At 63.0% G+C, this 26,563-nt stretch carries 24 protein-coding genes and 1 pseudogene; 18 read left to right on the top strand and 7 right to left on the bottom strand.

The genetic code is table 11. The annotated features are described in order from the left end of the window. Nucleotides 1–19: 19 nt before the first annotated feature. From ACX3P0_RS18600 to ACX3P0_RS18610, 3 genes are read left to right on the top strand one after another with little or no spacing between them, the layout of a single operon-like run. Nucleotides 20–766 (top strand): amino acid ABC transporter permease, encoded by a 747-nt coding sequence (locus ACX3P0_RS18600; RefSeq protein ID WP_459090761.1) that lies wholly within the window; start codon nt 20–22, stop codon nt 764–766. Next, a complete protein-coding gene (locus ACX3P0_RS18605; RefSeq protein WP_459090762.1) occupies nt 763–1,611 on the top strand; it encodes an amino acid ABC transporter permease in 849 nt (282 codons plus the stop codon). Before ACX3P0_RS18600 ends, ACX3P0_RS18605 begins: the two co-directional genes overlap by 4 nt. A 6-nt stretch (nt 1,612–1,617) precedes the next feature. Further along, nucleotides 1,618–2,367 (top strand): amino acid ABC transporter ATP-binding protein, encoded by a 750-nt coding sequence (locus tag ACX3P0_RS18610; protein WP_459090763.1) that lies wholly within the window; start codon nt 1,618–1,620, stop codon nt 2,365–2,367. A gap of 330 nt (nt 2,368–2,697) precedes the next feature. On the opposite strand, the gene ACX3P0_RS18615 is transcribed toward ACX3P0_RS18610, so the two are convergent. Next, nucleotides 2,698–4,206, bottom strand: a complete 1,509-nt coding sequence (locus tag ACX3P0_RS18615) for an ABC transporter substrate-binding protein (protein WP_459090764.1) — start codon at nt 4,204–4,206, stop codon at nt 2,698–2,700. Between the two features lie 289 nt (nt 4,207–4,495). Between ACX3P0_RS18615 and ACX3P0_RS18620 the strand changes: the two genes are divergently transcribed. From ACX3P0_RS18620 to ACX3P0_RS18670, 11 genes and pseudogenes are all read left to right on the top strand, one after another. Then, a complete protein-coding gene (locus ACX3P0_RS18620; protein WP_459090766.1) occupies nt 4,496–5,287 on the top strand; it encodes a GntR family transcriptional regulator in 792 nt (263 codons plus the stop codon). Continuing rightward, nucleotides 5,280–6,788: an ABC transporter substrate-binding protein gene (locus tag ACX3P0_RS18625; protein WP_459090768.1), complete on the top strand. Its 1,509-nt coding sequence runs from the start codon at nt 5,280–5,282 to the stop codon at nt 6,786–6,788. Before ACX3P0_RS18620 ends, ACX3P0_RS18625 begins: the two co-directional genes overlap by 8 nt. Nucleotides 6,789–6,815: 27 nt before the next feature. Then, nucleotides 6,816–7,745: an ABC transporter permease gene (locus ACX3P0_RS18630; protein WP_459090770.1), complete on the top strand. Its 930-nt coding sequence runs from the start codon at nt 6,816–6,818 to the stop codon at nt 7,743–7,745. Next, complete coding sequence (locus tag ACX3P0_RS18635) at nt 7,742–8,587, top strand: ABC transporter permease (protein WP_459090772.1); 846 nt, start codon at nt 7,742–7,744, stop codon at nt 8,585–8,587. Before ACX3P0_RS18630 ends, ACX3P0_RS18635 begins: the two co-directional genes overlap by 4 nt. 6 nt (nt 8,588–8,593) lie before the next feature. After that, the gene (locus tag ACX3P0_RS18640) at nt 8,594–9,385 is read left to right on the top strand and encodes an SDR family NAD(P)-dependent oxidoreductase (protein ID WP_459090774.1); all 792 of its coding nucleotides are present in this window, start codon (nt 8,594–8,596) and stop codon (nt 9,383–9,385) included. A 38-nt stretch (nt 9,386–9,423) separates the two neighbouring features. Further along, nucleotides 9,424–10,347 (top strand): polysaccharide deacetylase family protein, encoded by a 924-nt coding sequence (locus tag ACX3P0_RS18645; protein ID WP_459090776.1) that lies wholly within the window; start codon nt 9,424–9,426, stop codon nt 10,345–10,347. Next, nucleotides 10,340–11,884, top strand: coding sequence for a gamma-glutamyltransferase family protein (locus ACX3P0_RS18650; protein ID WP_459090778.1), 1,545 nt, complete (start codon nt 10,340–10,342; stop codon nt 11,882–11,884). The genes ACX3P0_RS18645 and ACX3P0_RS18650 overlap by 8 nt, the downstream gene beginning before the upstream one ends. Continuing rightward, entirely contained in the window at nt 11,881–12,855 is a 975-nt protein-coding gene (locus tag ACX3P0_RS18655) for an ABC transporter ATP-binding protein (protein WP_459090780.1), read from the top strand. Before ACX3P0_RS18650 ends, ACX3P0_RS18655 begins: the two co-directional genes overlap by 4 nt. Further along, nucleotides 12,852–13,898, top strand: coding sequence for an ABC transporter ATP-binding protein (locus tag ACX3P0_RS18660; protein ID WP_459090782.1), 1,047 nt, complete (start codon nt 12,852–12,854; stop codon nt 13,896–13,898). The genes ACX3P0_RS18655 and ACX3P0_RS18660 overlap by 4 nt, the downstream gene beginning before the upstream one ends. Further along, nucleotides 13,895–14,293 (top strand): RidA family protein, encoded by a 399-nt coding sequence (locus ACX3P0_RS18665; RefSeq protein ID WP_459090784.1) that lies wholly within the window; start codon nt 13,895–13,897, stop codon nt 14,291–14,293. Before ACX3P0_RS18660 ends, ACX3P0_RS18665 begins: the two co-directional genes overlap by 4 nt. 387 nt (nt 14,294–14,680) lie before the next feature. Next, nucleotides 14,681–14,866: pseudogene (locus ACX3P0_RS18670) on the top strand (IS21 family transposase); the annotation flags it as partial. Between the two features lie 255 nt (nt 14,867–15,121). On the opposite strand, the gene ACX3P0_RS18675 reads toward ACX3P0_RS18670, so the two are convergent. The 5 genes from ACX3P0_RS18675 to ACX3P0_RS18695 form a co-directional block, all read right to left on the bottom strand. Continuing rightward, nucleotides 15,122–16,561 carry an amidase gene (locus tag ACX3P0_RS18675; protein ID WP_459090786.1) on the bottom strand — a complete coding sequence of 480 codons (1,440 nt, stop codon included), beginning with the start codon at nt 16,559–16,561 and terminating at the stop codon, nt 15,122–15,124. Between the two features lie 66 nt (nt 16,562–16,627). After that, the gene (locus ACX3P0_RS18680; RefSeq protein ID WP_459090788.1) at nt 16,628–17,716 is read right to left on the bottom strand and encodes a Gfo/Idh/MocA family protein; all 1,089 of its coding nucleotides are present in this window, start codon (nt 17,714–17,716) and stop codon (nt 16,628–16,630) included. Between the two features lie 86 nt (nt 17,717–17,802). After that, nucleotides 17,803–18,972 (bottom strand): ABC transporter substrate-binding protein, encoded by a 1,170-nt coding sequence (locus ACX3P0_RS18685; protein ID WP_459090790.1) that lies wholly within the window; start codon nt 18,970–18,972, stop codon nt 17,803–17,805. A 64-nt stretch (nt 18,973–19,036) separates the two neighbouring features. Beyond that, nucleotides 19,037–19,873, bottom strand: coding sequence for an ABC transporter permease (locus ACX3P0_RS18690; RefSeq protein ID WP_459090792.1), 837 nt, complete (start codon nt 19,871–19,873; stop codon nt 19,037–19,039). An 11-nt stretch (nt 19,874–19,884) separates the two neighbouring features. Continuing rightward, the gene (locus ACX3P0_RS18695) at nt 19,885–20,703 is read right to left on the bottom strand and encodes an ABC transporter ATP-binding protein (protein WP_459090794.1); all 819 of its coding nucleotides are present in this window, start codon (nt 20,701–20,703) and stop codon (nt 19,885–19,887) included. 334 nt (nt 20,704–21,037) lie between these two features. On the opposite strand from ACX3P0_RS18695, the gene ACX3P0_RS18700 reads away from it, so the two are divergent. After that, entirely contained in the window at nt 21,038–21,931 is an 894-nt protein-coding gene (locus tag ACX3P0_RS18700) for a MurR/RpiR family transcriptional regulator (protein WP_459090945.1), read from the top strand. A gap of 58 nt (nt 21,932–21,989) precedes the next feature. After that, entirely contained in the window at nt 21,990–23,771 is a 1,782-nt protein-coding gene (locus ACX3P0_RS18705; RefSeq protein WP_459090796.1) for an NAD(P)-binding domain-containing protein, read from the top strand. Between the two features lie 26 nt (nt 23,772–23,797). Here ACX3P0_RS18705 and ACX3P0_RS18710 read toward each other — a convergent pair whose 3' ends face one another. Then, entirely contained in the window at nt 23,798–25,036 is a 1,239-nt protein-coding gene (locus ACX3P0_RS18710) for an amidohydrolase/deacetylase family metallohydrolase (RefSeq protein WP_459090798.1), read from the bottom strand. A 180-nt stretch (nt 25,037–25,216) separates the two neighbouring features. Here ACX3P0_RS18710 and ACX3P0_RS18715 point away from each other — a divergent pair, with 180 nt between their 5' ends. Both ACX3P0_RS18715 and ACX3P0_RS18720 read left to right on the top strand, forming a co-directional pair. Next, complete coding sequence (locus tag ACX3P0_RS18715; protein ID WP_459090800.1) at nt 25,217–25,975, top strand: SDR family NAD(P)-dependent oxidoreductase; 759 nt, start codon at nt 25,217–25,219, stop codon at nt 25,973–25,975. Nucleotides 25,976–26,055: 80 nt separating this feature from the next. Beyond that, complete coding sequence (locus tag ACX3P0_RS18720) at nt 26,056–26,550, top strand: hypothetical protein (RefSeq protein WP_459090802.1); 495 nt, start codon at nt 26,056–26,058, stop codon at nt 26,548–26,550. Nucleotides 26,551–26,563 lie beyond the last annotated feature (13 nt).

The following is a 26,563-nucleotide window of genomic DNA, read 5'->3' on the forward strand; positions in this document are numbered from 1 at the left end:
CCGTTGGTGGGTGACTCGCATGCAGGAAATCGCCAACTGGTTTCGTAGCCTCTACGAAACCACAGGGCTGAATTTCACGATCTTCTACGATCCATACGATGCTACGCAGTTCTTCCACGGCATCGGCATGACGATCTATCTCAGTGTCGTGTCGATCCTCATCAGCCTCGTCGTGGGCGTGATCGGTGCCTGGCTGCAAGGCTCGAAAATCATGCTCGTGCGCGGCATCGTCCAGGCTTTCGTCGTCATCTTCCGCAACACGCCTCCGCTGGTGCAGATCTTCTTCTTCTATTTCGGCATGGGAGAACTGCTACCCACCACCTACAACGAGATCGGACTGCGCGAGCCCCTGCTCAGTAATGTCCAATGGGCGATCATCTCGCTTTCGCTGTTTTCCGGCGCGTTCAATATCGAAATTTTCCGATCCGGGATCGAGGCGGTCCCGAGCACCACGGTGGAGGCAGCCGAAGCGCTTGGCTATACCCGCCTCGGCGTCTACCGGCATGTCGTCCTGCCACTGGCGCTGCGTGTGTGCTTGCCGTCGCTCAACAACAATCTCGTGAACCTGCTGAAAACCACGACCCTCGCCTACGCCATCGCTGTTCCCGAGACGCTCTACGCCGTGACGCAGATCTGGGCACAATCGCAGAATGTGACGGAAATGATGTTCGTGTTGCTGGCCACCTTCGTGGTTTTGGTCGGGGTGCTGGTCTGGATCATGCACCGTTGGGAACGGTCTTTGCGCATCCCCGGATTCGGCCGATGATCGGCGCGCGCATCACGGCCAAGACCGACCTGCCTGTGCTGCTGGCGGTTCGGCCGCCCTCTGTGCCAGTCTTTCGTTTCCGCCCCTGGCACGGCCTGGCACTTGCCGGAGCGGTGATGATGTTTGCGCCAGGGGCCGTCGCCCAGACCGCCGTGCAGGAGTCTTCGATCATCGGCGTCATCATCAAATGGATGCCGCTGCTTCTGACCGGTTTTGCCTTCAATCTTCTCATTTCGGTGTTGTCGATGGCGCTCGGCACGATTGTGGGCGTTGGCCTCGGCCTGCTTCAAATGAGCGAATTGCGCTGGCTAAGGGGCAGCGCCTGGGCTGTCACCCAGTTCTTCCGCAACGCGCCATGGCTGGTGCTCCTGTTCTTCGCCATGTACCTCATTCCCTATCAATTCCAAATAGGCGGGATCACCGTCCCCTTTCCCGACTGGGTCAAGGCAGTCATCGGTTTCGCCTTGCCGGTCATGGCCAATGTCGCCGAGATTCTGCGCGGCGCGGTGCAATCGATCTCCAGCGGCCAGTGGGAAGCCGCGGATTCGCTCGCCTTCTCGCGCCGGCAGACGATGTGGATGATCATCCTGCCACAATGCGTTAAGCGGATGCTGCCCTCCTGGATGAATCTTTATTCGCTCGTCACCATGGCCACGGTGCTGGCATCGATCGTGGGCATCAACGAAATTCTGACCCTGACCGCGCAGGTTCATAATGCGGAAGGCGGGCGTACTGATCTGCTGGCACCGCTCTATGGCTTCGCGCTGCTGTGCTTTTTCCTCTACTGTTACCCGATCAACCTGTGGACCGTCCGCCTCGAGCGGCGCTTCAACGTCAAGAGCTGAGGTTTCATGCCTGTCTGGACCCCCGATCAACCGATGGTGTGCCTCAAGGACGTGCATAAGTCGTTCGGCCAGTCCGAGGTGCTCAAGGGTATCAGCTTCCAGGTGATGAAGGGCGAGGTCGTCTGCATCATCGGGCCGTCCGGCTCGGGGAAATCGACATTAATCCGCTCCATCAATGCGCTGGTGCCGATCAACTCCGGCTCGATCACCGTCGAAGGGCAGGAGGTCAACGATCCGGCCCTCGACAAGCTGGCGCTGCGCCGCAAGGTCGGCATGGTCTTCCAGCAGTATAATTTGTTTCCGCATAAGACCGCGCTGCAAAACATCATGATGGCGCCCATCAACGTTCTCAAGCAGGACCGTAGCGAGGTCGAGGTGCGCGCGCGCGCACTCGTCAGGAAGGTACGTCTCGAAGGCAAGGAAGACGCCTATCCCGGCGAATTGTCGGGCGGCCAGCAGCAGCGTGTCGCCATTGCCCGCTCGCTCGCCATGCGCCCCGACCTGATGCTGTTCGACGAGGTGACGGCGGCGCTCGACCCCGAAACCGTCAAGGAAGTGCTAGTCACCATACGCGAACTGGCACAGGAAGGAATGACCTGCATCCTGGTCACCCATGAGATGGGTTTCGCCCACGAGCTTGCCAACCACATCTATTTTACCGATCAGGGTTTCATCGTCGAACACGGCGCGCCACGAGAAATACTGGACCACCCGCGAAAGGCGCGGACAAAAGCGTTCCTCGAACAAGTTTTATAGACGCGCGGCCGGATCGACTGCGGAATCAGGCGGCGTTTTCAAGTCTCGCTTGCGGGCGCGGCGGACGCGCTGGCGCCGGCCGGCTCACCTAGCCGCTCGCCTCGGACGTGGTCGAGGCGTCACGAGCTTGAAAGCGGCCAAGCCCTGAGGTCGGTCAGGGCCCGCGCCACACCGGAAATGGACGCCGAAACTGGATTGATTAATACGGATACGGATACTTGTCTCGGCGATCGTACGGCAGGCTTCGACGCCGCCGATCGAGGAATGACGCAGAGTTGGAAGAGCGGCGAAAGAGCCGGGCCGTCGCCCAGCTCTTTCACGCTACATTGCCTATTCGCCCGACCAGCCGATGCGATTGACGAAGATGTTCTCGTTCGGCGTCGGTGTGAATTCGATGCCCTTGCCGGCGCCGTAGATTACCGAGGCCTGATAGAGTGGGATCACGTAATTCTGCTTCGCCACGATCTCGTGCACGGTCTTGTACAATGCGGTGCGCTTATCCGTGTCAATCGTCGAGCGCGCTTCGTCGAGGGCCTTGTCGACCTCGGCGTCCTTGATGTTGGCCCAGCCGCTGGAAGAATGCAGGATCGGGTACATGATGCCGTCTGCGTCCTGACAGCCGCACGACCAGCGGCTGAAGGCCGACTGAGGAATGCTGTTTGGCCCCGATTGCATACGCTGCAGCCAGTTGCCCATGTCTGTCATCTCGATCTTGGGGTTAAGGCCGACATCGGCGAGCATCTGCTGGATCGCCTGGACGACGCGCTGGTCATAGACGGGCGCGGTCAGGATGGAGAACTCCTGCTTGGCCTTGTCGCCAACCTCGGCGACGAGTTCCTTCGCCTTCGCCGGGTCAAAAGTCGGAGCCTCAATCCCCTCCACCCAGCCGACATGGGCGGGCGAGGCTAGCTCTGGCACCGACCGCTCGTAGCCGCCCAGGATGCCGTTGACGATACCGTCCTTGTCGATCGCTTCCGCAATCGCCAGCCGCACGCGTGGATCATCGAGCGGCGGCTTGCTGACGTTCATGGCGAAGTATGCGACGCGCTCGGTGCGCGCCGCAATCACCTTGGCCCCATCGGAGGCTTTGACCTGGTTGGCGAGGTCGCTGTCGATGTTGGTGACCAGATCGCTGGTTCCGGCAAGCAGGTCGGCGACCCGCGTCGCCGCATCCGGCACCGCGCGGAACGAAACCTTCGGGAACACCCCCTTGCGCCCCCAGTAGTCGTCGTTGCGCGCCACCACCACCTCGACGCCGCGCGTCCAGTGATCGAATTTGTACGGACCGCTGCCGACCGGCTTGAGGTTGAACTGGTCCTTGGTTTCGGCCTCGACGATGTGCTTGGGCACAATTGAAAGCTTCGTCAGTTGCGCCAGCAGCACTGGATAAGGCCCCTTGGTGGTGACTACCACCGTGGCCAGGTCCTTCGCCACTGCGTCGGTGATCTCGTTGAACTGGCTGAGCTGCGGACTGGCGAAGGCGGGATCGGTGATGCGCTTGATCGAGAAGACGACGTCGTCAGCCGTCAGCGGCTTGCCGTCGTGGAATTTCACATCGCCGCGGATCTTAAACTCCACCTCGGTGTCGGAAAGATATTTCCACTCGGTCGCGATCTGCGGGACGATCTTGCCTTCATCGTCACGTGTGATGAGATTATCGAAGATGTTGCGGTACACGTTGAAGCTGTCGGGGTTCCATTGCATATGCGGATCGAGCGAGTTCGGCTCGCCGACAAAGTCGATCACCAGCATGTCCTTGGCGAATGCCCCAGACAACGGAAGCGTGAACGCGGCCGCCGCTCCCATCAAGGCGGCGAACATCAATGTGTGTGCTCTCATGACTGTTCCTCCCAGTTGAACTTTCCAGCGCCGATGCCCTGCGTCAAAACAATGCCTGCGCTCCCCCGTTCTGGCCGACGACATCCATCCTCAATCTACCATCTAACATCTCAGTTAGAGTATATGCAGCGCCAGTTTTCAAGATTGACATGTCAATAGAAGGGATGCAATCGTGAATCCCGATCATCGTTCAGGCCTGCCTTCAATGGTGCATGAGCACAGGTTCGCTGGCCGGATGACGCCGATGCCTCGATCCGAGCTTTCGGCGGAAGAAACAAAAAGGAGGATCATGCTCGACAACGACGCATATGCATCGCCCGCTCCCGCCGGCGGCAAAGGCGAAGCCGCCGAGCGCGCACTGAGAAGCGCGATCGTCCACTGCGTGCTGGCTCCCGGCGAGCGCCTTTCGGAAGCCCGCCTGGCGCAAGAGTTCGCACTTGGCCGTGGCGCCGTCAGGGCGGCGCTGGCCCGCTTGCAAGCAGCAGGTTTTGTATCGGCCAGCGCCCGCAGCGGCTGGTCCGTTTCCCCCATATCGGCCGGAGAAATCCGCGAGGTCGTCGCGGCCCGCCGTCGGCTGGAGCCCCTTCTCGGCTCGGTGGTTGTTGGCGAAGGCGATCGCGCGCGGCTGGAGCGGCTGGCCGACATGCATCTCGCACTGGCGCAGCGCGACGATCCGGGAGGCGATGTGCTGCCGACCATTCGTCGTTACGAACGCGATCTCCTCGATCTTCTGGCCAATCGTCTCGGCATGCCCGTGATCGCGGGCTGGCTGGGCGATTTGTGGGACCGTTCAGCGCGCCTGATTCACTTCTTCGAGGCACACGGCCCTGCGCGGCTGACGCCGCCGGACCGGCCGTGCCTGATCCAGGCCCTGGTCGCCGGCCGCCCGGTCGAGGCGGCGGAAGACGTCACGGACGCTATCGGCGCGTTCGAGGCTTTCCTGCTTTCCCGCTTCCTGGAATCGGAAGCGACCGTCGGCAAGCCGGCGGGCCGTCGTGCGCCGGTCCAACAGGACCTCGCCGCTCCTACGCCCAAGCAAATAAAAAAATCAACCAGAACAGGGACACTCGACGATGTTTAAGATCGATCGCCTGCTTGCCGCCGCCTCACTATCTCTCTCACTGCTTGCATCGCCGCTACTCGGCACGACCGCCTACGCGAAGGATGCACTGGTCATCGACCTGGTCAGCGAGCCGTCATCGCTTGATCCGCAGAAACAGTGGAACCCGGACAGCTACTACGTCTACCGCAACATCTTCGACAACATGCTGACCCGCGACGATGCCGGCAAGATCATTCCGCAGATCGCGACCGAATGGAAATACGCCTCCGATACTGAAATCGTCTTCACCATTCGCGACGGCGTGAAATTTCACGATGGCTCGCCGCTGACGGCCGAGGACGTCGCCTTCAGCGTCAAGCGCATCATCGACCCGAAATTCGCCAGCCCGCAGCTAGGCCAGTTCAACAAGATCACCTCCGCCGAAGCGACCGGCGAGCATCAGGTGACGATCAAGACCGACGGCGCCTATCCGGTGCTGCTGGCCCAGCTCGTCAAGCTCTCCATCGTGCCCAAGCATGTGGTCGAGAAGGTTGGCGACGACGCCTTCAACCTCGCGCCGGTCGGTTCGGGACCCTACAAATTCGACAAATGGCAGCGCGGCGTCTCGGTCTCGCTCGTGCGCAATGACGCCTACTGGGGCGACAAGGGCACCTTCGCCAGCGCCGAATTCCGCGCCGTGCCAGATGCTGCTACCCGCGTCGCCGACCTCGAGTCGGGCGCGGCAGACCTCGTCGTCAGCATGGATTCCGACCAGGCCGCCCAGCTCAAGGGTTCGAGCGTCGCCAAGGCGCTCATCGCACTTACCGAGCGTGTCGCCTATGTGAAGCTCAATCCCACGCTTGCGCCGTTCAACGACGTGCGTGTGCGCCAGGCGGTTGCCTATGCCATCGACAAGCAGGGGCTGGTGGACGGCATCCTTGGCGGCTTCGACAAGCCCGCTGATCAGATGGCCACCCCCTCGCATTTCGGCTATATCGACGGCATCAAGGGCAGCGCCTACGATCCCGAGAAGGCGAAGAAGCTGATCGCCGAGGCTGGGGTTTCCGGCACGCACCTGGCCTTCGCCACATCGCCGACCTTCGACCAGCGCATCGTGCAGGCCGTCGCCCAGATGCTCACCGATGTCGGCCTTCCGGTCGACCTGCAGCTCACCGACATGGCGACCTACCTCAAGCACGTACAGAGCGATCCCGACAAACAGCCAATGATCTCCTTCGGCCGCTGGTCTTGCGCCTGCCAGGACGTCGACGGCGTGCTGTTCCCGCTGCTGCATTCGTCGAGTTCGTGGTCCTCGCTCAGGAGCCCGGACATCGACAAGTTGCTGGAGACGGCCCGCAACACGCTGGACGAAAAGGCCAGGCTCGACGCCTACAGGCAGGTCAGCGAGTTCGTCGCCTCGGACGTGCCACTGGTACCGCTCTATCAGGCCGCCGCCATCTATGGCGCCGCGAACGGGCTGAAGTGGCAGCCAACCGCGAATGAGAGCATGTTCCTCAATCGCATGAGTTGGACCGACTGAGACCCAGGAAAGAAAGGAACGCAACTGGTGTCGGCGTTTTTCCTGAAACGGATCCTCCAGGCCGTCATCGCGGTGCTGGGGGTCATCACGCTGATCTTCTTCCTGCAGCGTCTTTCGGGTGACCCGACCCTGTTGCTGGTTCCACAGAATGCGACCCAGGCCGACATCGACACCCTGCGCCATTCGCTGGGCTTCGATCGGCCGCTGGTCGTCCAGTATCTCGACTTCATGCGCAACCTGCTCTCCTTCGATCTCGGCCGATCCTTCGTTCAAAACATCGACGTCACCACGCTGATCTGGAGCCGCCTGCCCTACACGCTGATGCTGGCCGGCGGCGCGCTGGTGGTGGCCTTCGGCATCGGCATACCTCTGGGCGTGCTGATGGCGGTGCGGCGAGACAAGCCAGAGGCCAGGCCAATGATGGCGCTGGTGCTGGCCTGCCAGTCCATGCCGACCTTCTGGAGCGCCATCCTGATGATCCTCTTCTTCGCCGTCTGGCTGGGCTGGTTGCCGCCGTCCGGCGCGCGCGAGCCGGCGAGCCTGATCATGCCTTCGATCACGCTCGGCATGCTGTCTATGGCAACATTCGCACGCGTTTCGCGCACCGCCGTGCTCGACGAATTGGAGAAGGACTATGTGCGCACCGGCCACGCCAAAGGCCTGCCGATGCGCCGTATCGTCATGCGCCATCTGCTGCGCAACGCCTCGATCCCGATCGTATCGGTCGGTGCGCTGGAAATCGCCAATTTGCTCGCCGGCGCCGTCATCACCGAGACGGTGTTCGCTTGGCCGGGCCTCGGGCAGCTTACCGTACAGGCGATCAACGCGCGCGACTTCCTCGTCGTGCAGGGCGTGGTCCTGCTCGGCGCCGTCGCCGCCATCGTTCTCAACCTGATTGCGGACCTGCTCTACAGCCTGATCGATCCGCGCATCCGCGTCGGCGGGGATGCGGCATGACTGAGACTTCCATCGCCCCCAGGCGCATCCCCTGGCCGATCGTTCCTTTCGCGATCATCCTGGCGATACTCGTTGCGATGGCGGTATTCGCCCCCTTCTTCGCGCCACTCAACCCCAACCAGCAGAATCTACTCGCTCGGCTGAAGCCGCCGGGGCATGTCGCGCGCGGCGTCGTCTACCTGCTCGGCTCGGACGAACTGGGCCGCGACGTGCTGAGCCGCGTCATCTACGGCGCGCGCGTCTCGCTCTCGGTCGCCTTCGCCTCGGTCATCCTCTCCGGCATTTTCGGCAGCCTGCTCGGCATGGTCGCCGCCTTCTATCGCGGTTGGATCGAGATCATCATCATGCGCGTCGTCGACATCGTGCTGTCGATCCCCGCCATCCTGCTCGCCATCATCACCGTCGCGGTGGTCGGGCCGAGCCTCTACACCGTCGTCGTCGTCCTGGCCTTCACCCGCTGGCCGCGCTACGCGCGCGTCGCCTATGGCCAGACGCTTTCGGTCGCCAACATGCCTTATGTGCGCCTGTCGCGCTTCATGGGCGCCCGCTGGCCTCGCCTGCTCGGGCGCCACATTCTGCCCAACATCAGCGGGCCGCTCATCGTCGTCGCCACGCTGGAATTCGGCCTCATGGTGCTGTTCGAGGCCGGCCTGTCCTTCCTCGGCCTCGGGGTGCAGCCCCCTACAGCGAGTTGGGGCGCGATGCTCTCCGTCGGCCGCAACTATGTCGCAACCGCTTGGTGGATCGCCACCATTCCGGGCCTCGCCCTCTTTCTTCTCGTCCTCTCCATCAACCTGATCGGCGATTTCACGCGTGACCGTCTCGATCCACGTTCAAGGTAGCGTCTCATGAATTTCGAAAATGAATTCGCCGGCAAAAAGGTCGTCGTCACTGGAGCCTGCGGCATCATCGGCGGCTGGATCGCCGAGGCCTTCCGCGACCACGGCGCGCTTCTGTGCCTGACCGACCGCGACGAAGCAAAACTCTCCACTCTGCACAAAAAGTTGGGTGCCTCGGACGGCAGCTTTCATCTCGCCGCAGACCTGATGGACGCAGAAGCGCTTTCCACCTTCGCCGCCGACGTCAAGAAACACTGGGGCGCGCCCGACATCGTCGTCAACAATGCCGGCATCTATCCATCCGGCTTCTTGCTCGACATCAACGTCGAGGACTGGGACGCCATCATGGGCGTAAACCTGCGCGCGCCTTTCATCCTCTCGCGGCTTTTCGCCCTGCAGATGATCAAGGGCGGCAAGGGCGGCTCGATCGTCAACATATCGTCGGGCGCGTCGCGCAAAATGCGCACCACTGTGGTCCCCTATTGCGTGTCGAAGACGGCGCTCGACCGTCTGACCAAGGGTTTTGCGCTTGAACTCGCGGAATACGGCATCCGGGTGAACGCGGTGGAGCCTGGCTTCATAGCCGGCAGCGACGTCAGCCCCCTCTCCGACGAGCATGTCAACACCGTCACCTCGACGATCCCGCTCGGCCGCCCCACCTCTCCGAAGGACGTGGCGAACGCGGTGCTCTACGTCGCCTCGGAAGCCGGCGGCTACGTCACAGGCTCGACGCTGACCGTCGACGGAGGCAATTCGATCGGCTCGCTGGCCGTGTTCCAGGCGAAGAAGAAAGCGCTGTGAGCGGCGGCGCGACGAACGAGGGTGGACAGGAAAACAACATGACTGGGTCTCCAGAGAATAAAAGCGCGGTGGCATCGCCGTGGCCCGCCTACGAATGGCCGGGAGAAAAACGCTCGGCGGCGCTTCTGTCCGTCGATGTCGACGCGCATTCGCCGTTCCTGTGGTCGCTACGCGACGCCGTTCCCGAACGACTCGGCGGCGTCGAGATCCGCCGCTTCGGCCCACGCACCGGCCTTTATCGCCTGCTCGATCTTTTCGCGCGATACGGCTTCAAGGCTAGCTTCTACGTTCCCGGCTTTGTCGCCGAAACCTGGCCGGAAATCCTGCCTGCGATTGTCGACGGTGGCCACGAGATCGGCCTGCACGGCTATTTCCATGAGATCGTCGCGGATGTTTCCGACCAGGAATTCACCGGCGCATTGGAGGCGAGCCTCGACCTTTTCGTCAGGCAAAGCGGCGTACGGCCCGTCGGCTTCCGCTCGCCAGCCTGGGAAATGACGCCGCACATGCTGCGCGAAGTCAAGCGTCTCGGCCTTGCCTATGACTCCTCGCTCTCCGGCTTCGACCACCCCTATGACATAGACGGCGTGACGGAGATTCCCGTCCAGTGGGCGACCGACGACGCCATCTTCTTCAAGTTCGAAGGCGGCGGGCGCGACAAGTGGCCGTTGCAGTCCGGCCATGCCGTGCTGGAGGACTGGCTTTCGGAATGGCGCACACTCCACCGCTTCGGCGGGCTGTTCACGCTAACCGTGCACGACTGGATCTCCGGCCGCGCCCAGCGCATCGCGCTGCTGGAGAAATTACTCGACGCCATCGCCGAAGAAGGCTCGGCTTGGGTGGCGACCGGCGCCGAGATCGCCCACCACCACAGGAATTCATCGAACTGCGGCCGTTTCAGCGTCGAAGGCGCTGTGCCGGAGCCCATCGGCCCGCGCAGGTTTGGACAGGCCCATGGGTGAGCACTGGAAAGTACACAAGCTCGAACGGCGGACCGACAAGGGCTTGGTCGCCTGCCAGAACTGGCTCGCCGCAGAAGCGGGGGCGACTGCGCTGGCGCGCGGCGGCAATGCCGTCGACGCCGCGGTCACCACCGCGCTCACGCTGAGCGTGGTCGAGCCGTGGCTGTCGGGGATCGGCGGCGGCGGCTTCATGCTCAGGGCTGATGCCGAGACGGGCGCAGTCGACGCACTCGACTTCAACGTCACTTCGCCGCGCCGCCTCGACCCGGCCGACTATCCGGTCATCGCCGGCCGCGACGGCGACTGGTTCGACTGGCCCTCCGTCGAGGGCGACCACAATCTGATCGGCTACGGCTCGATCTGCGTTCCCGGCACCATTGCGGGCCTGGCGGCAGCACTTGAGCGCTTCGGCACGATCAGTTTCGCGGAAGCCCTGCAACCGGCGATCGAGCACGCAAGGAGCGGCCTCGTGCTCGACTGGTACACAGTGCTGTGCCTGGCCATTGATGCTGAGGGGCTCGGTCGCTTCCCTGCATCGTCAGAGCTTTTCCTCAAGGACGGCCGCGCCCCACGCGTGCCCGAACGCGGGGCGCGGGCGACCTTGCCAATGCTGCGCAAGGCGGCGACACTGGAACGTCTCGCCCGCGCCGGCGCGCACGACTTCTATGAAGGAGAGACCGCCAGCCTCATCGTCGCCGAGCTCCGCGAAGGCGGTTCGGCGATCACGGCGGACGAAATGCGCGACTATGCGCCCCGTTGGTGCAAGCCACTCGAAACCGACTATCACGGCCTGCGCATCCACACGATGCCCGGCCTCTCGGGCGGGCCGACGATGGTCGATGCACTCTCCGAACTGGACAAGACCCTGAAGCCGGGCGGCGACGGGCTCTCCGGCCAGACCGCGCTCGCCTTCGCCCGCGCCATCCGCCGCGCCTCCGAAAAGCGCTTGCGCACGCTCGGCCATGCCAGCGGCGAAAGCTGTACGACCCATATAAGCGTGGTCGATCGCGCCGGCACGATGGTCGCGCTCACCAATACGCTTCTGTCGCGCTTCGGCTCGAAGGTGGTGCTGCCGTCGACCGGCTTTCTGCTCAACAACGGCGTGATGTGGTTCGATCCCAGGCCGAACCAGCCCAATTCGATCGCGCCCGGCGTGCGTCCGCTTGCCAATATGTGTCCGTTCGTAGCCACCGTCGGCGGCAAGCCGCACCTGGCCCTCGGCGCCGCCGGCGGACGCCAGATCATGCCGGCGCTGGTGCAGATCCTGTCCTACCTTGCGGTATTTGGCATGGCGCTGGAGGACGCGCTGCATGTGCCACGCATCGACGCCAGCGGCGTCACCATCCGCGTCAACCGGCTAGCAAGGCCGGATGTGGCGACACGGTTGGCGGAGGAGTTTCCCTTCGAGATCGTCGAGGATACGCTCTACCCGGTGAATTTCTCGGTGCCGTCGGCGGTGCTGCGTGTCGACGGCGAAAATGTCGGCATGGCGCATCCCAACCACCCTTGGGCGGCAGTCGGGGTCGAGGGCGCATGAGCAGAAATGTCCTCACCGTCGAGGATCTGAAAGTCACCATCCACGGCCAGCCGGTCGTCGACGGCGTCAGCTTCCATGTCGCCAAGGGCGAGATCCTGTCGGTCGTAGGCGAATCCGGCTGTGGCAAGTCGATGACCGCCTTCGCCGTCATGGGCCTGCTCCCCGAGGTGGCCAAGCTTGAATCCGGTAGCATTAGGCTAGGCGATGTCGACCTCAGGACACTGGCGCAAAGCAAGCGCCGCCAGTTGCGCGGCGACGACATAGCCATGATCTTTCAGGAGCCGGTCGCCTCGCTGAACCCGCTGATGAAGGTCGGCCGCCAGATCGAGGAGAGCCTGATCGTTCACAGGAATCTTGATTCCGCCGAGACGCGTCGCGCTGCCATCGCCATGCTGGAGGAGGTCGGTATTCCGGAGCCGGCGCTACGCTTCGAGCAATATCCGTTCGAGCTTTCGGGCGGCATGTGCCAGCGCGCCATGATCGCCATGGCGCTGATCTGCCGGCCGAAGCTCTTGATCGCAGACGAGCCGACCACCGCGCTTGATGTCACCATCCAGGCGCAGATCCTGGAATTAATGAAGCGGATGCGCGACACCACCGGCACCACCATCCTGTTGATTACGCACGACATGGGCGTGGTGGCCGACATGGCCGACCGCGTCGCGGTGATGTATGCAGGCCGCATCATTGAGGAAGCGCCGGTCGATGCCATTTTCTCGCGCCAGGAGCATCCCTATGCGCGTTTGCTTTTGTCCACCATCCCGCGTCTCGACGGCACGCCCAAGACGGTGCTGCCGACGATCGAGGGTACGGTGCCGGACATCGGCGAGTGGCCCGCCGGCTGTCGCTTCAATCCGCGCTGTCCCTTGGCCGACCGGCAATGCGTCGAGCGTCAGCCACCCTTGGCTCCGCGCGCCGATGCCGGCGCCGCCGCCTGCTGGCACAGCGACAAGGTGGGAGCGATGCTGTGAGCGAAACGCTGCTCGCCGTGCGTGGTCTCAAGGTGCATTTCCCCATCCGGGGCGGCCTGCTCGGCCGCCCCGTCGGCTGGATCAAGGCAGTCGATGGCGTCGATCTCGACATCGCCGTCGGCCAGAGCGTGGCGCTGGTCGGCGAATCCGGCTGCGGCAAGTCGACGCTTGGCGCGGCGATCCTCGGCATGCAGCGCCCGACCAGCGGTACGATCAGCTTCGAGGGCAAGCCGATCGTCCACGGCGCGGCCGGGTCGCTGCGCGCCCTTTCCCGTGATGTCCAGATCGTCTTCCAGGATCCCGTCTCAGCGCTCAATCCGAAGCTGACAGTGGGCGAAAGCATCGCCGAACCGCTCGCCATCCATGGCGTCGGCAATGCGAGGCAACGCAAGGAGCGCGTCGGCGAGTTGCTGAAACTGGTCGGCCTGCAACCCGGCCATGCGGCGCGCCGGCCGAACGCTTTTTCCGGCGGCCAGCGCCAGCGCATCGTCATCGCCCGCGCACTGGCGCTCAACCCGAAGTTGCTGATCCTCGATGAACCGGTCTCGGCGCTCGACGTGTCGATCCGCTCGCAGATCCTCAATCTTCTGCTCGACCTGCAGCAGCGCCTGCACCTATCCTATCTTTTCATCAGCCACGATCTTTCGGTGGTGCGCCACTTCGCCGACCGCGTCTTCGTCATGTATCTCGGCCATATCGCCGAGACCGGAAATGCCGGGGACGTTTTCGCCACGCCGATCCATCCCTATACGGAGGCCCTGCTCAGCGCCGTGCCGCTGCCCAACCCGGCTGCCCAGCGCAACCGACGTCGCATCGTGCTGAAGGGCGACCTGCCGAGCCCATCCAATCCGCCGAAAGGCTGCGCCTTCGTCACCCGCTGCCCGCTGGCGCAGCCGATATGCCGGGAGGTGCCGCCGCCTCTGGTCGTCGTCGGCGACGACCAGCAGGCCGCCTGCCATGTGCGTGCACCTCAAAGCGGCATCGCCGCGTCGAACGTCCAGGCCATATCGGCCGGGTCCGACAAGCACGGAGAGACGATATGATGCCTAACCTTACCCGGCGAACCATCAACGCCCCCGACGCGCCGGACACGACGGCGCGCCGCTATTCCCAAGCCGTGGAAGTTTCAGGCGCTGCCCGCACGCTCTATGTCAGCGGCCAGGTGCCCGCCGACCGCGACGGCTGTGTGCCCGGTAATTTCGAGGCCCAAGCGCGCCAAGCCTGGGCCAATGTCACGGCCCAGATCTACGCTGCGGACATGAGCCTCGACAATCTGGTCAAGGCAACCGTCTTCCTTGCCGGTTACGAGCACCGCGACGTCAATGCAAAAGTACGTATGGAGGTGCTCGGGGAGTGCCGGCCGGCACTGTCGACAATCATCACCGGCATCTACGATCCGGTCTGGCTGATCGAAATCGAGGCGATCGCGGTAGCTTGAGTTCAAGACGCCGAAGGGGATGGACCTCGGCTGAAGAAAGGTTATCGCGAAAATCCGGCGCGACATTGCCCGCAGTAATAGAAAAGCTACCCAGCGCCTTTCCTTCTAGGACCAATCGACATTACGATGTGAGCGTGGCGCGAGCCGAGTTTCACGCCTAAGCAGGCGAAAAGACCGCTGTGGTGTCGACCACCACAAGGGCTTTTCAACGAACTCAGTGCGAAATTCGCCGCGTCCCGAAGGGGATATGGCTCCATGTCCTGAATGTCGACTGGTTGTTGATTTCCACTGAGAATTGACGGCAACACAGGATATTTCCATCGAGAATTGACCCATGTTTGAATCCTGCCCTGCGGTTTTTCAGCGGGGGCTACGGAGTGGATCGACATGGCGTTATTGAGCGTGATCCGACGCTGGCATTTTCGAGAGCATTTATCGATCCGGGAGATTTGCCGCATGACTGGCCTGTCTCGGAATATCATCCGCAAATACCTTCGCTTGGGCAGCGTGGAGCCGAAGTTCAAGGTTCCTGATCGACCCAGCAAGCTTGATCCGTTTGCGGACCGGTTGTCGGCTTAGCTGAAGACGAATAGGCCGCTGAGCGAATTGAGAGTTATGACATAGACGCCGTTTCCATCTTTCGAGACGTCGCGGAAAAATGCAATTCGAGGCTCCGAAGAGCCACGCCTCAGCGCTGGTGATGCAAGTTTCAGCCTTCTGCGAGCCGCTGGCAGCGGTTAATATTAACGAGGGTTCACTCGATAAAACCCAGCGTCGCGACAGTAAGCCAAACTCCCTGGCGGCGTTGGAGTTTTGGTGATGTCGATCCTAGGCGCTGATCGTTGGCCGGCGGTCCTTCCAAGGCATCGCCTGTTCCAGTTGTGCTGAGGCGGCAAGGACTGTTGCCTCGTCGCCGTAGCGGCCGACAAGCTGCACCCCGATCGGGATATCGTCGTTTGTCCACGCCAGCGGAAGCGAGATCGCCGGCTGCCCGGAGAAGTTGAAGGGGAAGGCGAACATCGAATCCGTCCACTTGGCATTGTAGGCGTCGATGTCCGTCATCGACATGTCGTAATAGCCCATCGGGCGAGGCAACTGTGTCAGCGTCGGCGTGACGAACAGGTCGTAGGGGACAAGATCGGTCGTGACCTCACGGCCAAGCACGCGAAGCCTCTCCACATCCGTGGCATGGTCCATGCCGCTGGTGGATCGGCCGCGCTCGATGATGGCCCAGGTAACCGGCTCGACATCGTCGGGGGTCACGGCGTGCCCCACCACCGGCGCCAATTGGTCGAACATGGCCGCCGTCTGCACACAAGTCATGTTGGTATAGGTCTTCCACGCGGCTTCGCCGTCGAACGGCATATCGTGCTCCTCAACATGGTGCCCCAGGCTTTCGAACGTCCTGACCGTGGCCAGCACGGCGGCCTTCACCTGCGGGTCGATGGACGCGCCGTTCGGCGGTGTGACCGTGAAACCGATGCGAAGCTTCTTCGGCGCGTGCGACGAAAGCTCTAGCCAGGTGCCGTCCGGCACGGGGGGCGTGTAGGTGTCGCCGGGCATGCCGCCGGCGACACCGTCCAGATAGGCGGCAGTGTCGCGCACGGTGCGGGTGCAGGCGAAGAAATAGGCGCCGCCATACCAATAGTCGCCAAAGGGCGCGAGGGTGATGCGTCCGCGCGACGGCTTCAGGCCGACGATGCCGCAGCAGGAAGCGGGCACGCGGATGGAGCCGGCGCCGTCGCTGGCCTCGCCGATCGGCACCATGCGGGACGCGACCGCCGCCGCCGTGCCGCCGCTCGATCCGCCGGCGGTGATGTCGTCCTTCCACGGGTTTTTGGTCGCGCCATAGAGCTTCGGCTCGGTGCTGATCGACCAACCGTTTTCCGGCGCGTTCGACTTGCCGACGAGGAGCAGCCCGGCCGCCCTGACGCGCCGCGACAGTTCCGAGTCACCGGGCGCGGTGAGGTCCTTGAGGTAGCACGACGAATTGGTGAGCGGCGCGCCTTTCCAGGACGACGCAAGCTCCTTGAGCAGGAACGGAACACCGGCGAACGGCGCGTTGCGATCCACGGTCGCGGCCCCTTCGCGGCCCATGTCGTAGAGCTTGTGGATCACGGCGTTGAGTTCGGGGTTCAACCGCTCGATCAGCGTGACCGCGCACGCCACCAGTTCGGCGGGCGAAACTTCGCCTCGCCGCACCAGCCCGGCGAGGCCGAGCGCGTCGGACTCCGCATAGGTGTTCAGCAAGCTGTCGGTTATCGCCATGTCTTCCCCCTTGATGTTCCTGCTGCCGTCGCGGTGAGCCTGCCCAGACTCGACGTCACTCCGGTTTCAGGCCAAATCGATGGCCCTGCCTTCTTGAATGCTCTGTTCCGCAGCCAGCACGATGCGCAGGCTGTCGACGGCGGCGGCCATCGAGTCCGTCAGGTCCAAGTCCTCGCGGATGGCGCGCAGAAAATACTCCTGCTCGCGGTCGCAAAGCTCCTGATGGCCAGGCTCGTCCTGCATCGAGAATATCTCGTCGGGCTTGGAGAAATTCTTGTCGGCATCGACCGCCGCGTAGTGAATCTTGATGGCGTCGGTCTTGGTATGGCGGTCGATATCGGCGGAATCGGACACTTCCTCCGTCTCCTTGCCGGCACTTTCCGACTGTCCGGCGACGATGGAGACGGCGCCCTTCGGCCCGACCACATCCTTCACAAAATAGGCGGTTTCGCTCATCATCGGCCCCCAGCCTGCTTCGTACCAGCCGACCGAGCCGTCATCGAAGGTCACATGCAGATGCCCGTAATTCTGTTTAGCCGCGTCCGCCCACAGCTTGGCGCCGATGCCGTGCACGCGGACCGGTTTCGCGCCGGTCAGCTGGCACATGACATCGACATAGTGAACACCGCAATCAACGATCGGGATCAGCGAATCGATCAGGTTCTTGTGCCATTGCCAAGCCGTCCCGCTCGATTGCTGGTTGAGGTTGAGGCGCATGACCAACGGCTTGCCGAGCGTCTTGCCTACCTCGATGAATTTGATCCACGAGGGGTGGACGCGCAGGATGTAGCCCAGTAGCAGCTTGCGATTGCTTGTCTTCGCCGCTGCCACGACCTTTTCGGCGTCTTCGACGGTGGTGGCGATCGGCTTTTCCATGAAGACATGGCAGCCGGCCGCGAATGATTTCAGCGCGTATTCGACATGGGTGTTGGGCCATGAGTTGATCGACACGGCATCCGGCTTCGCCTCTCTGAGCGCGGCGTTGAAGTCCTCAAAGAGCGGATAGCCGGCAAGCTCGGCCGGTACCTTCTTCGATTTGATCGAACGGCTCATGATGCCGACGATCTCGAAGCCGTCGAGCCGGTGATAGGCGCTGGCATGCGACGCGCCCATATTGCCGAGGCCGATGACCAGAACCCTTACTTTATCGGACATATGCCCTCTCCATCACCCGTTGTATCGCGGCTTGCGGACGGCAGCGAAACCGCCGCCCGCAGGCCCTTGAGCGTCGTCTTTCGATCTCAGATCGCCGAGTCGAACAGATGCGCCTTGATGGTGTCGACATCGAGCGCGGCAAAGCCCTCGGACAGCTTGACGCCGTCCGCGTCGGCCTTGACCTTGGCCTTGTCGAAATCGTTGGCGCCGGCGATCAGGTCGTTGCTCACCACGTCTTCTGCTTTAACCGGTGCGGTGATCTGGCCGATCTTGTGGATCTCGTCGAAGAAGGCCTGCCAGCTTTCCATGTCGTGCCAGCCCCAGCCGCCACGCTTTTCCATGTCGCCACGGAAGACGTTGACCTGCTGCAGGATCGAGGTGGTGCCAAGCTCCGGCCCCAGGTTGGAAGCCAGCGTCGGGAACTGCTCGAACACCGCTTCCACCGCCGCGCGCGGGTTCTGGTAGCCGAATTCAAGGCCCATCGCCCAGCCGCGCAGATACTTTTCCAGGAACGCCTTGCGGTCCGGGTCTTCCAGGTCCGCCGCGCGAACCACGAAGGTGTTGGCCGGGAACTTCGAATGCTGGACGCCCAGCCAATATTCGAAATCCAGCTTCTTGGCGATCCATTCGGCCCGCAATCCCTCCCATGAAAGGGCTGCGTCGCCCTGTCCGCTGGCGAGTGCGGTGCCCCAGGTCGGCCAGCCGGCCTCGACATATTTGACCTTCTTGATGTCGACGCCCTGCGAGGCAAGCAGCGGATCGGTGATCGCCTGCCATGCGGCCGAGCCAAGCAGGATGGTCTTGCCTTCCAGCTTCTTGAGGTCGTTGGAGCCCTCTCCCTTGCGGAACGCGAAGCCGAAGGTGTCGCGCGCGCCCATGTGGAAGATGGACTTGAGCCTCATGCCGTTCTGGATGGCGAAGGAAAAGACGCCGGGCGAGGGAAACCCCATGTCGGCCTGGCCGACATCGACGAATTTCACCGTGGCGGTGCCATCGGACGGGCCGGGCTGCATGTCGGTTTCGAGGCCGTCGAAATAACCGGCCTTCTTGGCTGCCCAATAGGGATAGTCGTCGAGCACTTCGAGCGTGCCGCGCGGCGAAATCCAGGTGAATTTCTCATAAGGGGCGGCCTGCGCCCGGCCAAGGCCAGAGCCCAGCGCGGTCGCCGTCACAAGGCCGCTGGCGGTAACCTGCAGGAAGTAGCGGCGGCTCATTCCGGCGCCGATGCAGGTCGGTGTCAGGCTAGCTTTCGTCATTTTATCCTCCCGAATTGACGATTGTGGTCTTCTTGTTACCCGCGCGATGCGGTCGCGCCGTTGGTCAGGCCTCCCAGCTCGCCCATTTCTTCCCGATCAGGAAGAACAGGACGTAGATCAGGATGCCAAGCGTCGACAGCACCAGCACGACGGCGAAAAACTGCGGCATCTGGATCATCGAGGAATAGGTGGTCAGCCGGTTTCCGAGGCCGAAACCGCCGCCAACCATTTCCGCACCGACCGCCGTCAGCAGGCCGAAGATGGCGCCGATCATCAGGCCGACGAGGATCATCGGCAGAGCCATCGGCGCGCGTATCTTCCAAAATATCTGCAACGTGCTGGCGCCATAGGAGCGCGCCAGCGCGATCTTGGCGCTGTCGACGCGCCGGAAACCGGTGGCCGCGTTGATCATCACCATCGGTCCGGCCGCAAGCGCCACGGCGATGATGCGCGGTTCGTAGCCGAAACCGAAGCGCAGGATGAGCAACGGCACCAGCGCCAGCATCGGCGTCGTCACCAGCAGCAGGATATAGGGCGCAACGATCTTCTCGGCGAAGGGGAACTGGGTGATGACCGCGGCCAGAAACAGGCCGACAACGGCGCCGATGGAAAAGCCCCCAAACAGCTCCACCAGGGTATAGCCGAGATGCGGCAGGATCAGCGGGAACTCGGTGACCAGCGCGACCACGATCGCGCTCGGCGGCGGCATGATGTAGTGCGGAACTTCGAAGTAGCGCAGCGACAGTTCGACCCCGCCAATCACGACAACCGCGACCAGGATGATGGCCAATATCTCGGCACCCGAGCGAATCCCCGGTCCGCTGGAAAATGCAGACAGATTGGTCAGGCTGACCTTTTGCCCATCGCCGCCCTTGGAGAATTCAGGGATTACGTCGCTCACGGCTCACATCCTCAACTGGCGGTCGCGGCAGGTCTGAAGGCGGCGGGTGTCTGGACGACCCGCGCGCCGATGATATCCATCTTGATCGCATTATGGAGGTCGAAGACTTCTCTGGTCGCCATGATTTCCAGCAAGCGCGGGCGGGGAAACGGCACGGCATATTCCTTGGCCACGCGCCCCGGTCGTGCGCTCATGACGACAACCCGGTCGGACAGGAAGATCGCTTCTTCGATGCTGTGGGTGATGAACACGATGGTGGTCGGCCTATCGAGCCAGATCTCCTCGACCAGCCGGTTCATCTCCTCGCGGGTAAAGCTGTCGAGCGCGCCGAACGGCTCGTCCATCAGCAAGACCGACGGCTTGAGCGAAAGCGCGCGCACGATCGCGGCGCGCTGCTGCATGCCACCGGAAAGCTCGCGCGGGAACTTACCGCCGAACCCTTCGAGGCCGACCCGCTCGAGCAGGTGGCCTATCCATTCGCGGTCAGGCTTCAGCCCCTTGATCTCGAACGGGAAATTTATGTTGGCGTCCAGGTTGCGCCAAGGCAGCAGGTTGGCTTCCTGGAAGACGAGGCCGATTTCGGGGCGGGGGCCGGTAACCGGCGTGCCGTCGAGGGTGATCTCGCCGCTGGACAGGCGGTGAAGACCCGACATCGCCCACAACAAAGTGGTCTTGCCGCACCCGGAAGGGCCGACGATCGAGACGATCTGGTTGGCATGGATATCGATGCTGCAACCGTCCAAGGCCAGCAGATCGCCGGAAGCCGTGTGATAGGCCTTGGTCGCCGCCCGCACGGCTAGCTTCGGGATGGATGCGTGGCCCGCGTTCATTCGTCCCTCGGAGATTGCGCCGTGACCATCAAGGTCGTCTCTTTGCCAGACGAGTTTGTAACTATCCTACTTAGCTGTCAAGCGAGGCAACGGATTGGCGTAACCTGCATACGATAATTTGTCTTATCTAATTGAATATACATATATTAATGACCCTTGAAGAACGTGTTGCTTTCCTACATACTCACGGTGACGGCTGGTCGGATGAACCCGCCGCAAGGAGCGGACCGGCATGGCTCGAAACGACGACCTGCGAGCAAAGAGGACGAAAGCGCCCGCCCCGAACCAGGCGACCGGCAGTGCGCGCGCCGTTTCATCCCGGGCCGATGCCGGGATGCAGAACGATGCGCCGCGCATCCCCGACATCATTTCGCTGATCAAGGACAGCTATAGCAATCTCAGCCCGGCGGAGCGGGCCGTCGCCGACGTGGTGCTAGAGAATGTGCAGTTTTCGGTCGATGCGTCGAATGCGGTGCTGGCGCAGCGCGCGGGGGTCAGCGAACCGACGGTAACCCGTTTCTGCCGCACGATCGGCTGCGCGGGCGTACGCGATTTCAAGCTGAAGCTCGCGCAGAGCCTGGTCGTGGGCGCGCTCTATCTCAGCAGTGAGCCTACGGCGGACGCCGCCAATGGCGTGCCTTGCTGGAGCGCCGTTTTCGGTGAGGCGCGGCGCGCACTGCAGGAAGCCGAACGCCAACTGGACCCGGTACAGGTGCAGAAAGCGGCCGACCTCATCGCCAAGGCACGGCAGGTGGTGGTGTTCGGCCTCGGCGGCAGCGCTTCGGCACTGGCGCAGGAGATTCAGTACAGGCTGTTCCGGTACGGCATCACGGTGAGCGCGCACTGCGACCCTTACGTAATGCGCATGACCGCTTCGGCCCTGAAGCCAACCGATCTGGTCATCGCCATCTCGGCGACGGGGCGGACACGCGAAGTCATCGAGGCCGTCGAGATCGCCAAGCATTACCGGGCGGGCGCGATCTGTCTGACCGCGCCCGATACCGATCTGGTGCGGGTCAGCGATGTCGCGCTGACGGTCGCGGTTGCCGAATACCCCGACACGCTGAAGCCGACGGCGTCGCGCTTCGCGTTCCTGGCGGTGATCGACCTGATGGCGGTGGCGACCGGCTACGCGCTTGGCCCATCCGCCCGCGAAACGCTTCGCCGGATCAAATACAATGTCCAGATCCATCGCACCGGCAAGGAAATGGAACCGCTGGGCGACTGAGACCGAAGCGCGCCAAGCGCCCCGCCCGGAAAGGCCGCGCATGCAACAGGGAAGATCAATGCTCGTGACCGCACCTTCGAAACAGGCAGCCGCTTGGCTCTGTTCCTTGGCACAGGCGCTGGAGGCGCGCGATTCCAGCGCGGCGGCGGGCCTCTTCCTCGAAGGTTGCTATTGGCGCGACCTCCTCGCCTTCACCTGGAACATCAAGACCATGGAGGGTCGCGACGCGATCCGGGACATGCTCGATGCGACGCTGGCGACGGGCCGGCCGGACGGCTGGCACCTTTCCGGGGAAGCGGCAACGGACGAAGACGGCTGCGTGGAGGCGTGGTTCACCTTCGAGACGGCTGCGGTGCGCGGGCAAGGGGCGATCCGTTTGCGCGACGGCAAATGCCGGACCCTGTTCACGGCCATGACCGAGCTTAAAGGGTTCGAGGAACGCAGCGGGCCGAAGCGCCCGCTGGGCGTCAAGCACGTGGCCGACCCCGACCGCGAGACCTGGTCCGAGGCACGGCGGCGCGAAACGCAGGAACTCGGCACTGAAACCCAACCCTATTGCGTGATTATCGGCGGCGGCCAAGGTGGCATCGTGCTGGGCGCGCGGCTGCGCCAACTCGGCGTGCCCACGATCATCTTGGAGAAAAACGCCCGCGCCGGCGATTCATGGCGCAACCGCTACCGTTCGCTCGTGCTGCACGACCCGGTCTGGTACGATCACCTGCCTTACGTCCCGTTCCCGGAGCACTGGCCGGTGTTCACGCCCAAGGACAAGATGGGTGACTGGCTTGAAATGTACACGCGCGTGATGGAACTCAACTACTGGACCTCCAGCACCTGCGCTAGCGCCTCCTATGACGAGGCGGAAAAGACCTGGACCGTCGAGGTGGACCGCGATGGCGAGCGCGTCACGCTCAAGCCCAGGCAACTGGTCTTCGCCACCGGAGCCTATGGCCCGCCCAGGATGATCGACCTGCCGGGCGCCGACGTCTTCAAGGGCGAATTGCTGCACTCCAGCCGGTATTTCGATGGGTCGCGTTTTCGCGGCAAGGCCTGCGCGGTCATCGGCGCAGCGAGTTCCGGCCACGACGTCAGCGTCGACCTGTGGGAGAGCGGCGCAAACGTCACCATGATCCAGCGCTCGCCGACGACGGTGGTGAAATCCGGCACCTTGATGAATCTGGCATTCGACACCTATTCGGAAGATGCGCTGGCGCGGGGCATCACCACCGAAAAGGCGGACATGATGGCGGCCTCCGTGCCTTTCGCGCTGATGCCGGAAGGCCAGAAGCGACTCTATGACCGGATCAGGGCGCGCGACGCCGATTTCTACGACCGCCTTTCCGGTGCGGGTTTTGCCATCGATTTCGGCGACGACGAGACCGGCCTGATGATGAAGGCACTTCGCACCGGGGCTGGCTATTATATCGATGTCGGTGCCTCGGACCTGATCATCGACGGCAAGATCGGGGTGGTAAGCGGGGTCGGCATCAAGTCGCTCACCCCGGACGGCATCCTGTTCGAGGACGGCAGGGAACTTGCCGTCGATGCCGTCATCGCCTGCACCGGCTACCAATCCATGCACGAGACGGTCGCCACGGTCGTGTCGCGAGAAGCGGCGGACAGGATCGGGCCGTGCTGGGGCCTCGGCTCCGGCGTGCGCGGCGATCCCGGCCCATGGCACGGTGAGCCGCGTAACATGTGGAAGCCGACCGCACAAGAAGCGCTGTGGTTTCAGGGCGGCAATCTGGCGCTGTCGCGCTTCTACTCGAAGTTCGTGGCGATGCAGATCAAGGCCCGGATGGAAGGAATTCCAACGCCTGTCTACGCTGCGCCGAAGTGAGGTAGGCCTGCGGCCTCCGCAGGCACTTATTGCTGCTGCGGCTTTCTCGCGAAGTAACGCGTGGCGAGATCGACATGCGTGCATTGGCGAGACGGCTGGAAATGCTCCGTCTCCTCCGCATTGTCGTCCTCGTTCGGCCACCATGTTCCGCCTGCAACGATGCCGTCACTGACCAACCGCTGGTCGGCGACCATGGCCGTTCCGCGTGAATCGATGAAGGTGAAGCGGCCGGAACGCTCGCGAAGCACCGCGATATCGGCCGGCAGGCCGACCGCAAGCCGGCCAAGGTCCTCGCGGCCGATCACGTCGGCCGGCTTTTGCGTGGCGGCGCGCAAGACGTCCAGCAGCGGCATGCCCAGCGCCTGCAGCTTCGACATGCAGACCAGCATGTCGAAGGAAGGGCCATCGACACAATAGAGGTGGACGTCGCTGGAGATAACATCGGGCGTCAGCCCTTCCTTCAGCATGGCGCGCGCCACCTCGAAATCGAACGACCCCATGCCGTGGCCGATGTCGAAGATGACGCCGCGCTCGCGCGCCAGCCGCATGTCGGGCCGCACCGTGCCCGAGGCGAACATCGGCGCGTTGGGAAAAGGCCGGAAGCAATGCGTCAGCACATCGCCCTTGCGCAGGCGCGGCAGAACCTGCGAGCGGCCCGGCGGCGGCTCGTCGATATGCGTCATCAGCGGCAGGCTTACCGCATCGGCGGCCTCCAGCGCGATGTCGACCGGCGCGATGCCGCTGGTGCCGCCGGCGATACGGCCGGACCTCACCTTTACGCCAACGATCACGTCCGCATGTTCGCGCACGATCGCCACCACCTCGCGCGGATTGCACAGGTTGAGATCGCCGCATTCACCGACCATGACGGTATGGGAAAAGCCGAAAATGCCGGCAAAGGAAATGTTGACATAGGCAAGGATGCGGACCCTGGAGCGCTCCATGACGTGGCGACGGAAGCCGAGAAAATTGCCGGCGCCGGCGCTGCCCGCGTCGATGAAGGTCGTCGTGCCGCTCTTGGCCGCGAGCCGGTCGGCATCGACGCCGAGCGAGGTTCCACCCCAATAGACATGGCTGTGCAGGTCGATCAGACCAGGCGTCACCAGACAGCTGGAGGCCTCGACCACGCGGGCAGCATTCGCGGCCGGCAGGTCCGCTTCGATAGCTACGATCTTGCCGTCGCCAACGGCGACATCGCGCTCCGCATCCAGTCCGGACGCTGGGTCGATGACCCGTCCGCCTTTCACAAGAAGGTCATAGCGCATGTGTCACCTTGTCGTCGTGCATGGTTGCGATCCTCGTGCAGCTTTTGTTGGAAAGCAACATTATTTTTGGAAGCCATGTTGCTTTCTTACAAAGCGACCGGCATCTTGCGTTCCACCTTCAACGATTGTTCCATGAAGCCTAGGCTTTCGGACGTAAAGTGCTGCACAGGCGGACGCTGCATGATCGATTTCAAGGGTCGCACGGTGGTGGTGACGGGTGCCGGCGGCGGCGTCGGCAGCGCGCTGGTCGGGGTGCTGTTCGAACTCGGCGTCAGGGTCGTCGCCTGCGATGTCGAGGGAAGCGATCTGGCAAGGCCGGAGATTGCGCAGGCGCATCATTTCGACCTGCTCGACGACCGCGCCATCGCCGCGTTTGCCGATCAGGTCTGCACGGAGGCCGTGCCGGCCGCCGTCATCTCCAATGCCGGCTGGACCCGCGCCGAGACGCTGGCGGGCGTTTCGACCGACGTGCTTGACCATGAAATGAACATCAACTTCCGCAGTGCGGCATTGCTGACGCAGGCATTTCTTCCCGCGATGCGCAGCCAGCCGGAAGGCACGGCCTTCGTCTTCATCTCGTCGGTCAATGCCTTCATCCATTGCGGGAACCCGGCCTATTCCGCCGCCAAGGCGGCGCTTAACGCATGGATGCGGGCGGTGGCGACGGAAGAGGGCCGAAACGGTGTCCGCGCCAATGTCGTGGTCCCCGGTTCTATCAGGACCGGCGCCTGGGATCACCGCATCGCGCAGGAGCCGGGCATTCTGGCTGCGGTGAGCAAGCTTTATCCGCTGGGCAGGCTGGTGGAGCCGGTGGAGGTGGCGCGGGCGGCGGCGTTCCTCGCCTCACCCTTCGCCAGTGGCATTACCGGCACCACCTTGAATGTCGATGCCGGCTTGCTGGCCGGCAATCTGCCGTTTCTGGAATTGATTTCCGGGTAAGGTCAAGGCGCTGGACTAGGCTGTTCAGGGGACGGAACGGCTCGACCAATCGGAACATTTCATCACGGGGAGAGGCCAAGATGATATTTGACAGAAATCCGTTTCCGCCCGGCGATGCCGACCGCCATGAACTGTGGGAAATGCTGGTGCGGCGCGACGTGGACGCCTTCCTCGCGCAGGACTGGTCGATGGTTCAGGGCGATTTCGTGACCCCGGGTTTTTTCGGGATGCACGCCCATTTCCTGAACAACCCGGATTCCTGGCGGCTGCAGTTCCCTTCGGTGGATGCCTATCGCAACGAATGGCTGCGACAGGCCCGAGAAACCGCTTCGACTGAGTTCGCGGAGCCTTTGCGTGCCGCGCTGTTTCGGGTCACCAACATGCGCGATATCGACGTCGATGGCGACAGTGCGGTTCTACACAAGAAGTTCCATGGGACGATCGCAAAGCCGGGCGGCGCAGTTGAACAGCTCAAATGGCAAACGCTGTATTTCTGCACGAGGGTAGCAGGGCGGTGGAAAATCGTGGGCTTTGTCGGTTACATGCCTCATCCACTTAGCTTCCAGGAGGATTAACCCGGGGCTTTGA

The organism is Mesorhizobium sp. A556, from assembly GCF_054489545.1.

Coding starts and splice junctions, on each gene's coding strand:
- ACX3P0_RS18615 (WP_459090764.1), bottom strand. CDS start 4,206: ATGAGAGCACACACATTGATGTTCGCCGCCTTGATGGGAGCGGCGGCC.
- ACX3P0_RS18715 (WP_459090800.1), top strand. CDS start 25,217: ATGATCGATTTCAAGGGTCGCACGGTGGTGGTGACGGGTGCCGGCGGC.
- ACX3P0_RS18675 (WP_459090786.1), bottom strand. CDS start 16,561: ATGGCGATAACCGACAGCTTGCTGAACACCTATGCGGAGTCCGACGCG.
- ACX3P0_RS18710 (WP_459090798.1), bottom strand. CDS start 25,036: ATGCGCTATGACCTTCTTGTGAAAGGCGGACGGGTCATCGACCCAGCG.
- ACX3P0_RS18720 (WP_459090802.1), top strand. CDS start 26,056: ATGATATTTGACAGAAATCCGTTTCCGCCCGGCGATGCCGACCGCCAT.
- ACX3P0_RS18640 (WP_459090774.1), top strand. CDS start 8,594: ATGAATTTCGAAAATGAATTCGCCGGCAAAAAGGTCGTCGTCACTGGA.
- ACX3P0_RS18680 (WP_459090788.1), bottom strand. CDS start 17,716: ATGTCCGATAAAGTAAGGGTTCTGGTCATCGGCCTCGGCAATATGGGC.
- ACX3P0_RS18645 (WP_459090776.1), top strand. CDS start 9,424: ATGACTGGGTCTCCAGAGAATAAAAGCGCGGTGGCATCGCCGTGGCCC.
- ACX3P0_RS18620 (WP_459090766.1), top strand. CDS start 4,496: ATGCTCGACAACGACGCATATGCATCGCCCGCTCCCGCCGGCGGCAAA.
- ACX3P0_RS18635 (WP_459090772.1), top strand. CDS start 7,742: ATGACTGAGACTTCCATCGCCCCCAGGCGCATCCCCTGGCCGATCGTT.
- ACX3P0_RS18625 (WP_459090768.1), top strand. CDS start 5,280: ATGTTTAAGATCGATCGCCTGCTTGCCGCCGCCTCACTATCTCTCTCA.
- ACX3P0_RS18605 (WP_459090762.1), top strand. CDS start 763: ATGATCGGCGCGCGCATCACGGCCAAGACCGACCTGCCTGTGCTGCTG.
- ACX3P0_RS18600 (WP_459090761.1), top strand. CDS start 20: ATGCAGGAAATCGCCAACTGGTTTCGTAGCCTCTACGAAACCACAGGG.
- ACX3P0_RS18655 (WP_459090780.1), top strand. CDS start 11,881: ATGAGCAGAAATGTCCTCACCGTCGAGGATCTGAAAGTCACCATCCAC.
- ACX3P0_RS18685 (WP_459090790.1), bottom strand. CDS start 18,972: ATGACGAAAGCTAGCCTGACACCGACCTGCATCGGCGCCGGAATGAGC.
- ACX3P0_RS18700 (WP_459090945.1), top strand. CDS start 21,038: ATGCAGAACGATGCGCCGCGCATCCCCGACATCATTTCGCTGATCAAG.
- ACX3P0_RS18610 (WP_459090763.1), top strand. CDS start 1,618: ATGCCTGTCTGGACCCCCGATCAACCGATGGTGTGCCTCAAGGACGTG.
- ACX3P0_RS18695 (WP_459090794.1), bottom strand. CDS start 20,703: ATGAACGCGGGCCACGCATCCATCCCGAAGCTAGCCGTGCGGGCGGCG.
- ACX3P0_RS18665 (WP_459090784.1), top strand. CDS start 13,895: ATGATGCCTAACCTTACCCGGCGAACCATCAACGCCCCCGACGCGCCG.
- ACX3P0_RS18705 (WP_459090796.1), top strand. CDS start 21,990: ATGCTCGTGACCGCACCTTCGAAACAGGCAGCCGCTTGGCTCTGTTCC.
- ACX3P0_RS18650 (WP_459090778.1), top strand. CDS start 10,340: ATGGGTGAGCACTGGAAAGTACACAAGCTCGAACGGCGGACCGACAAG.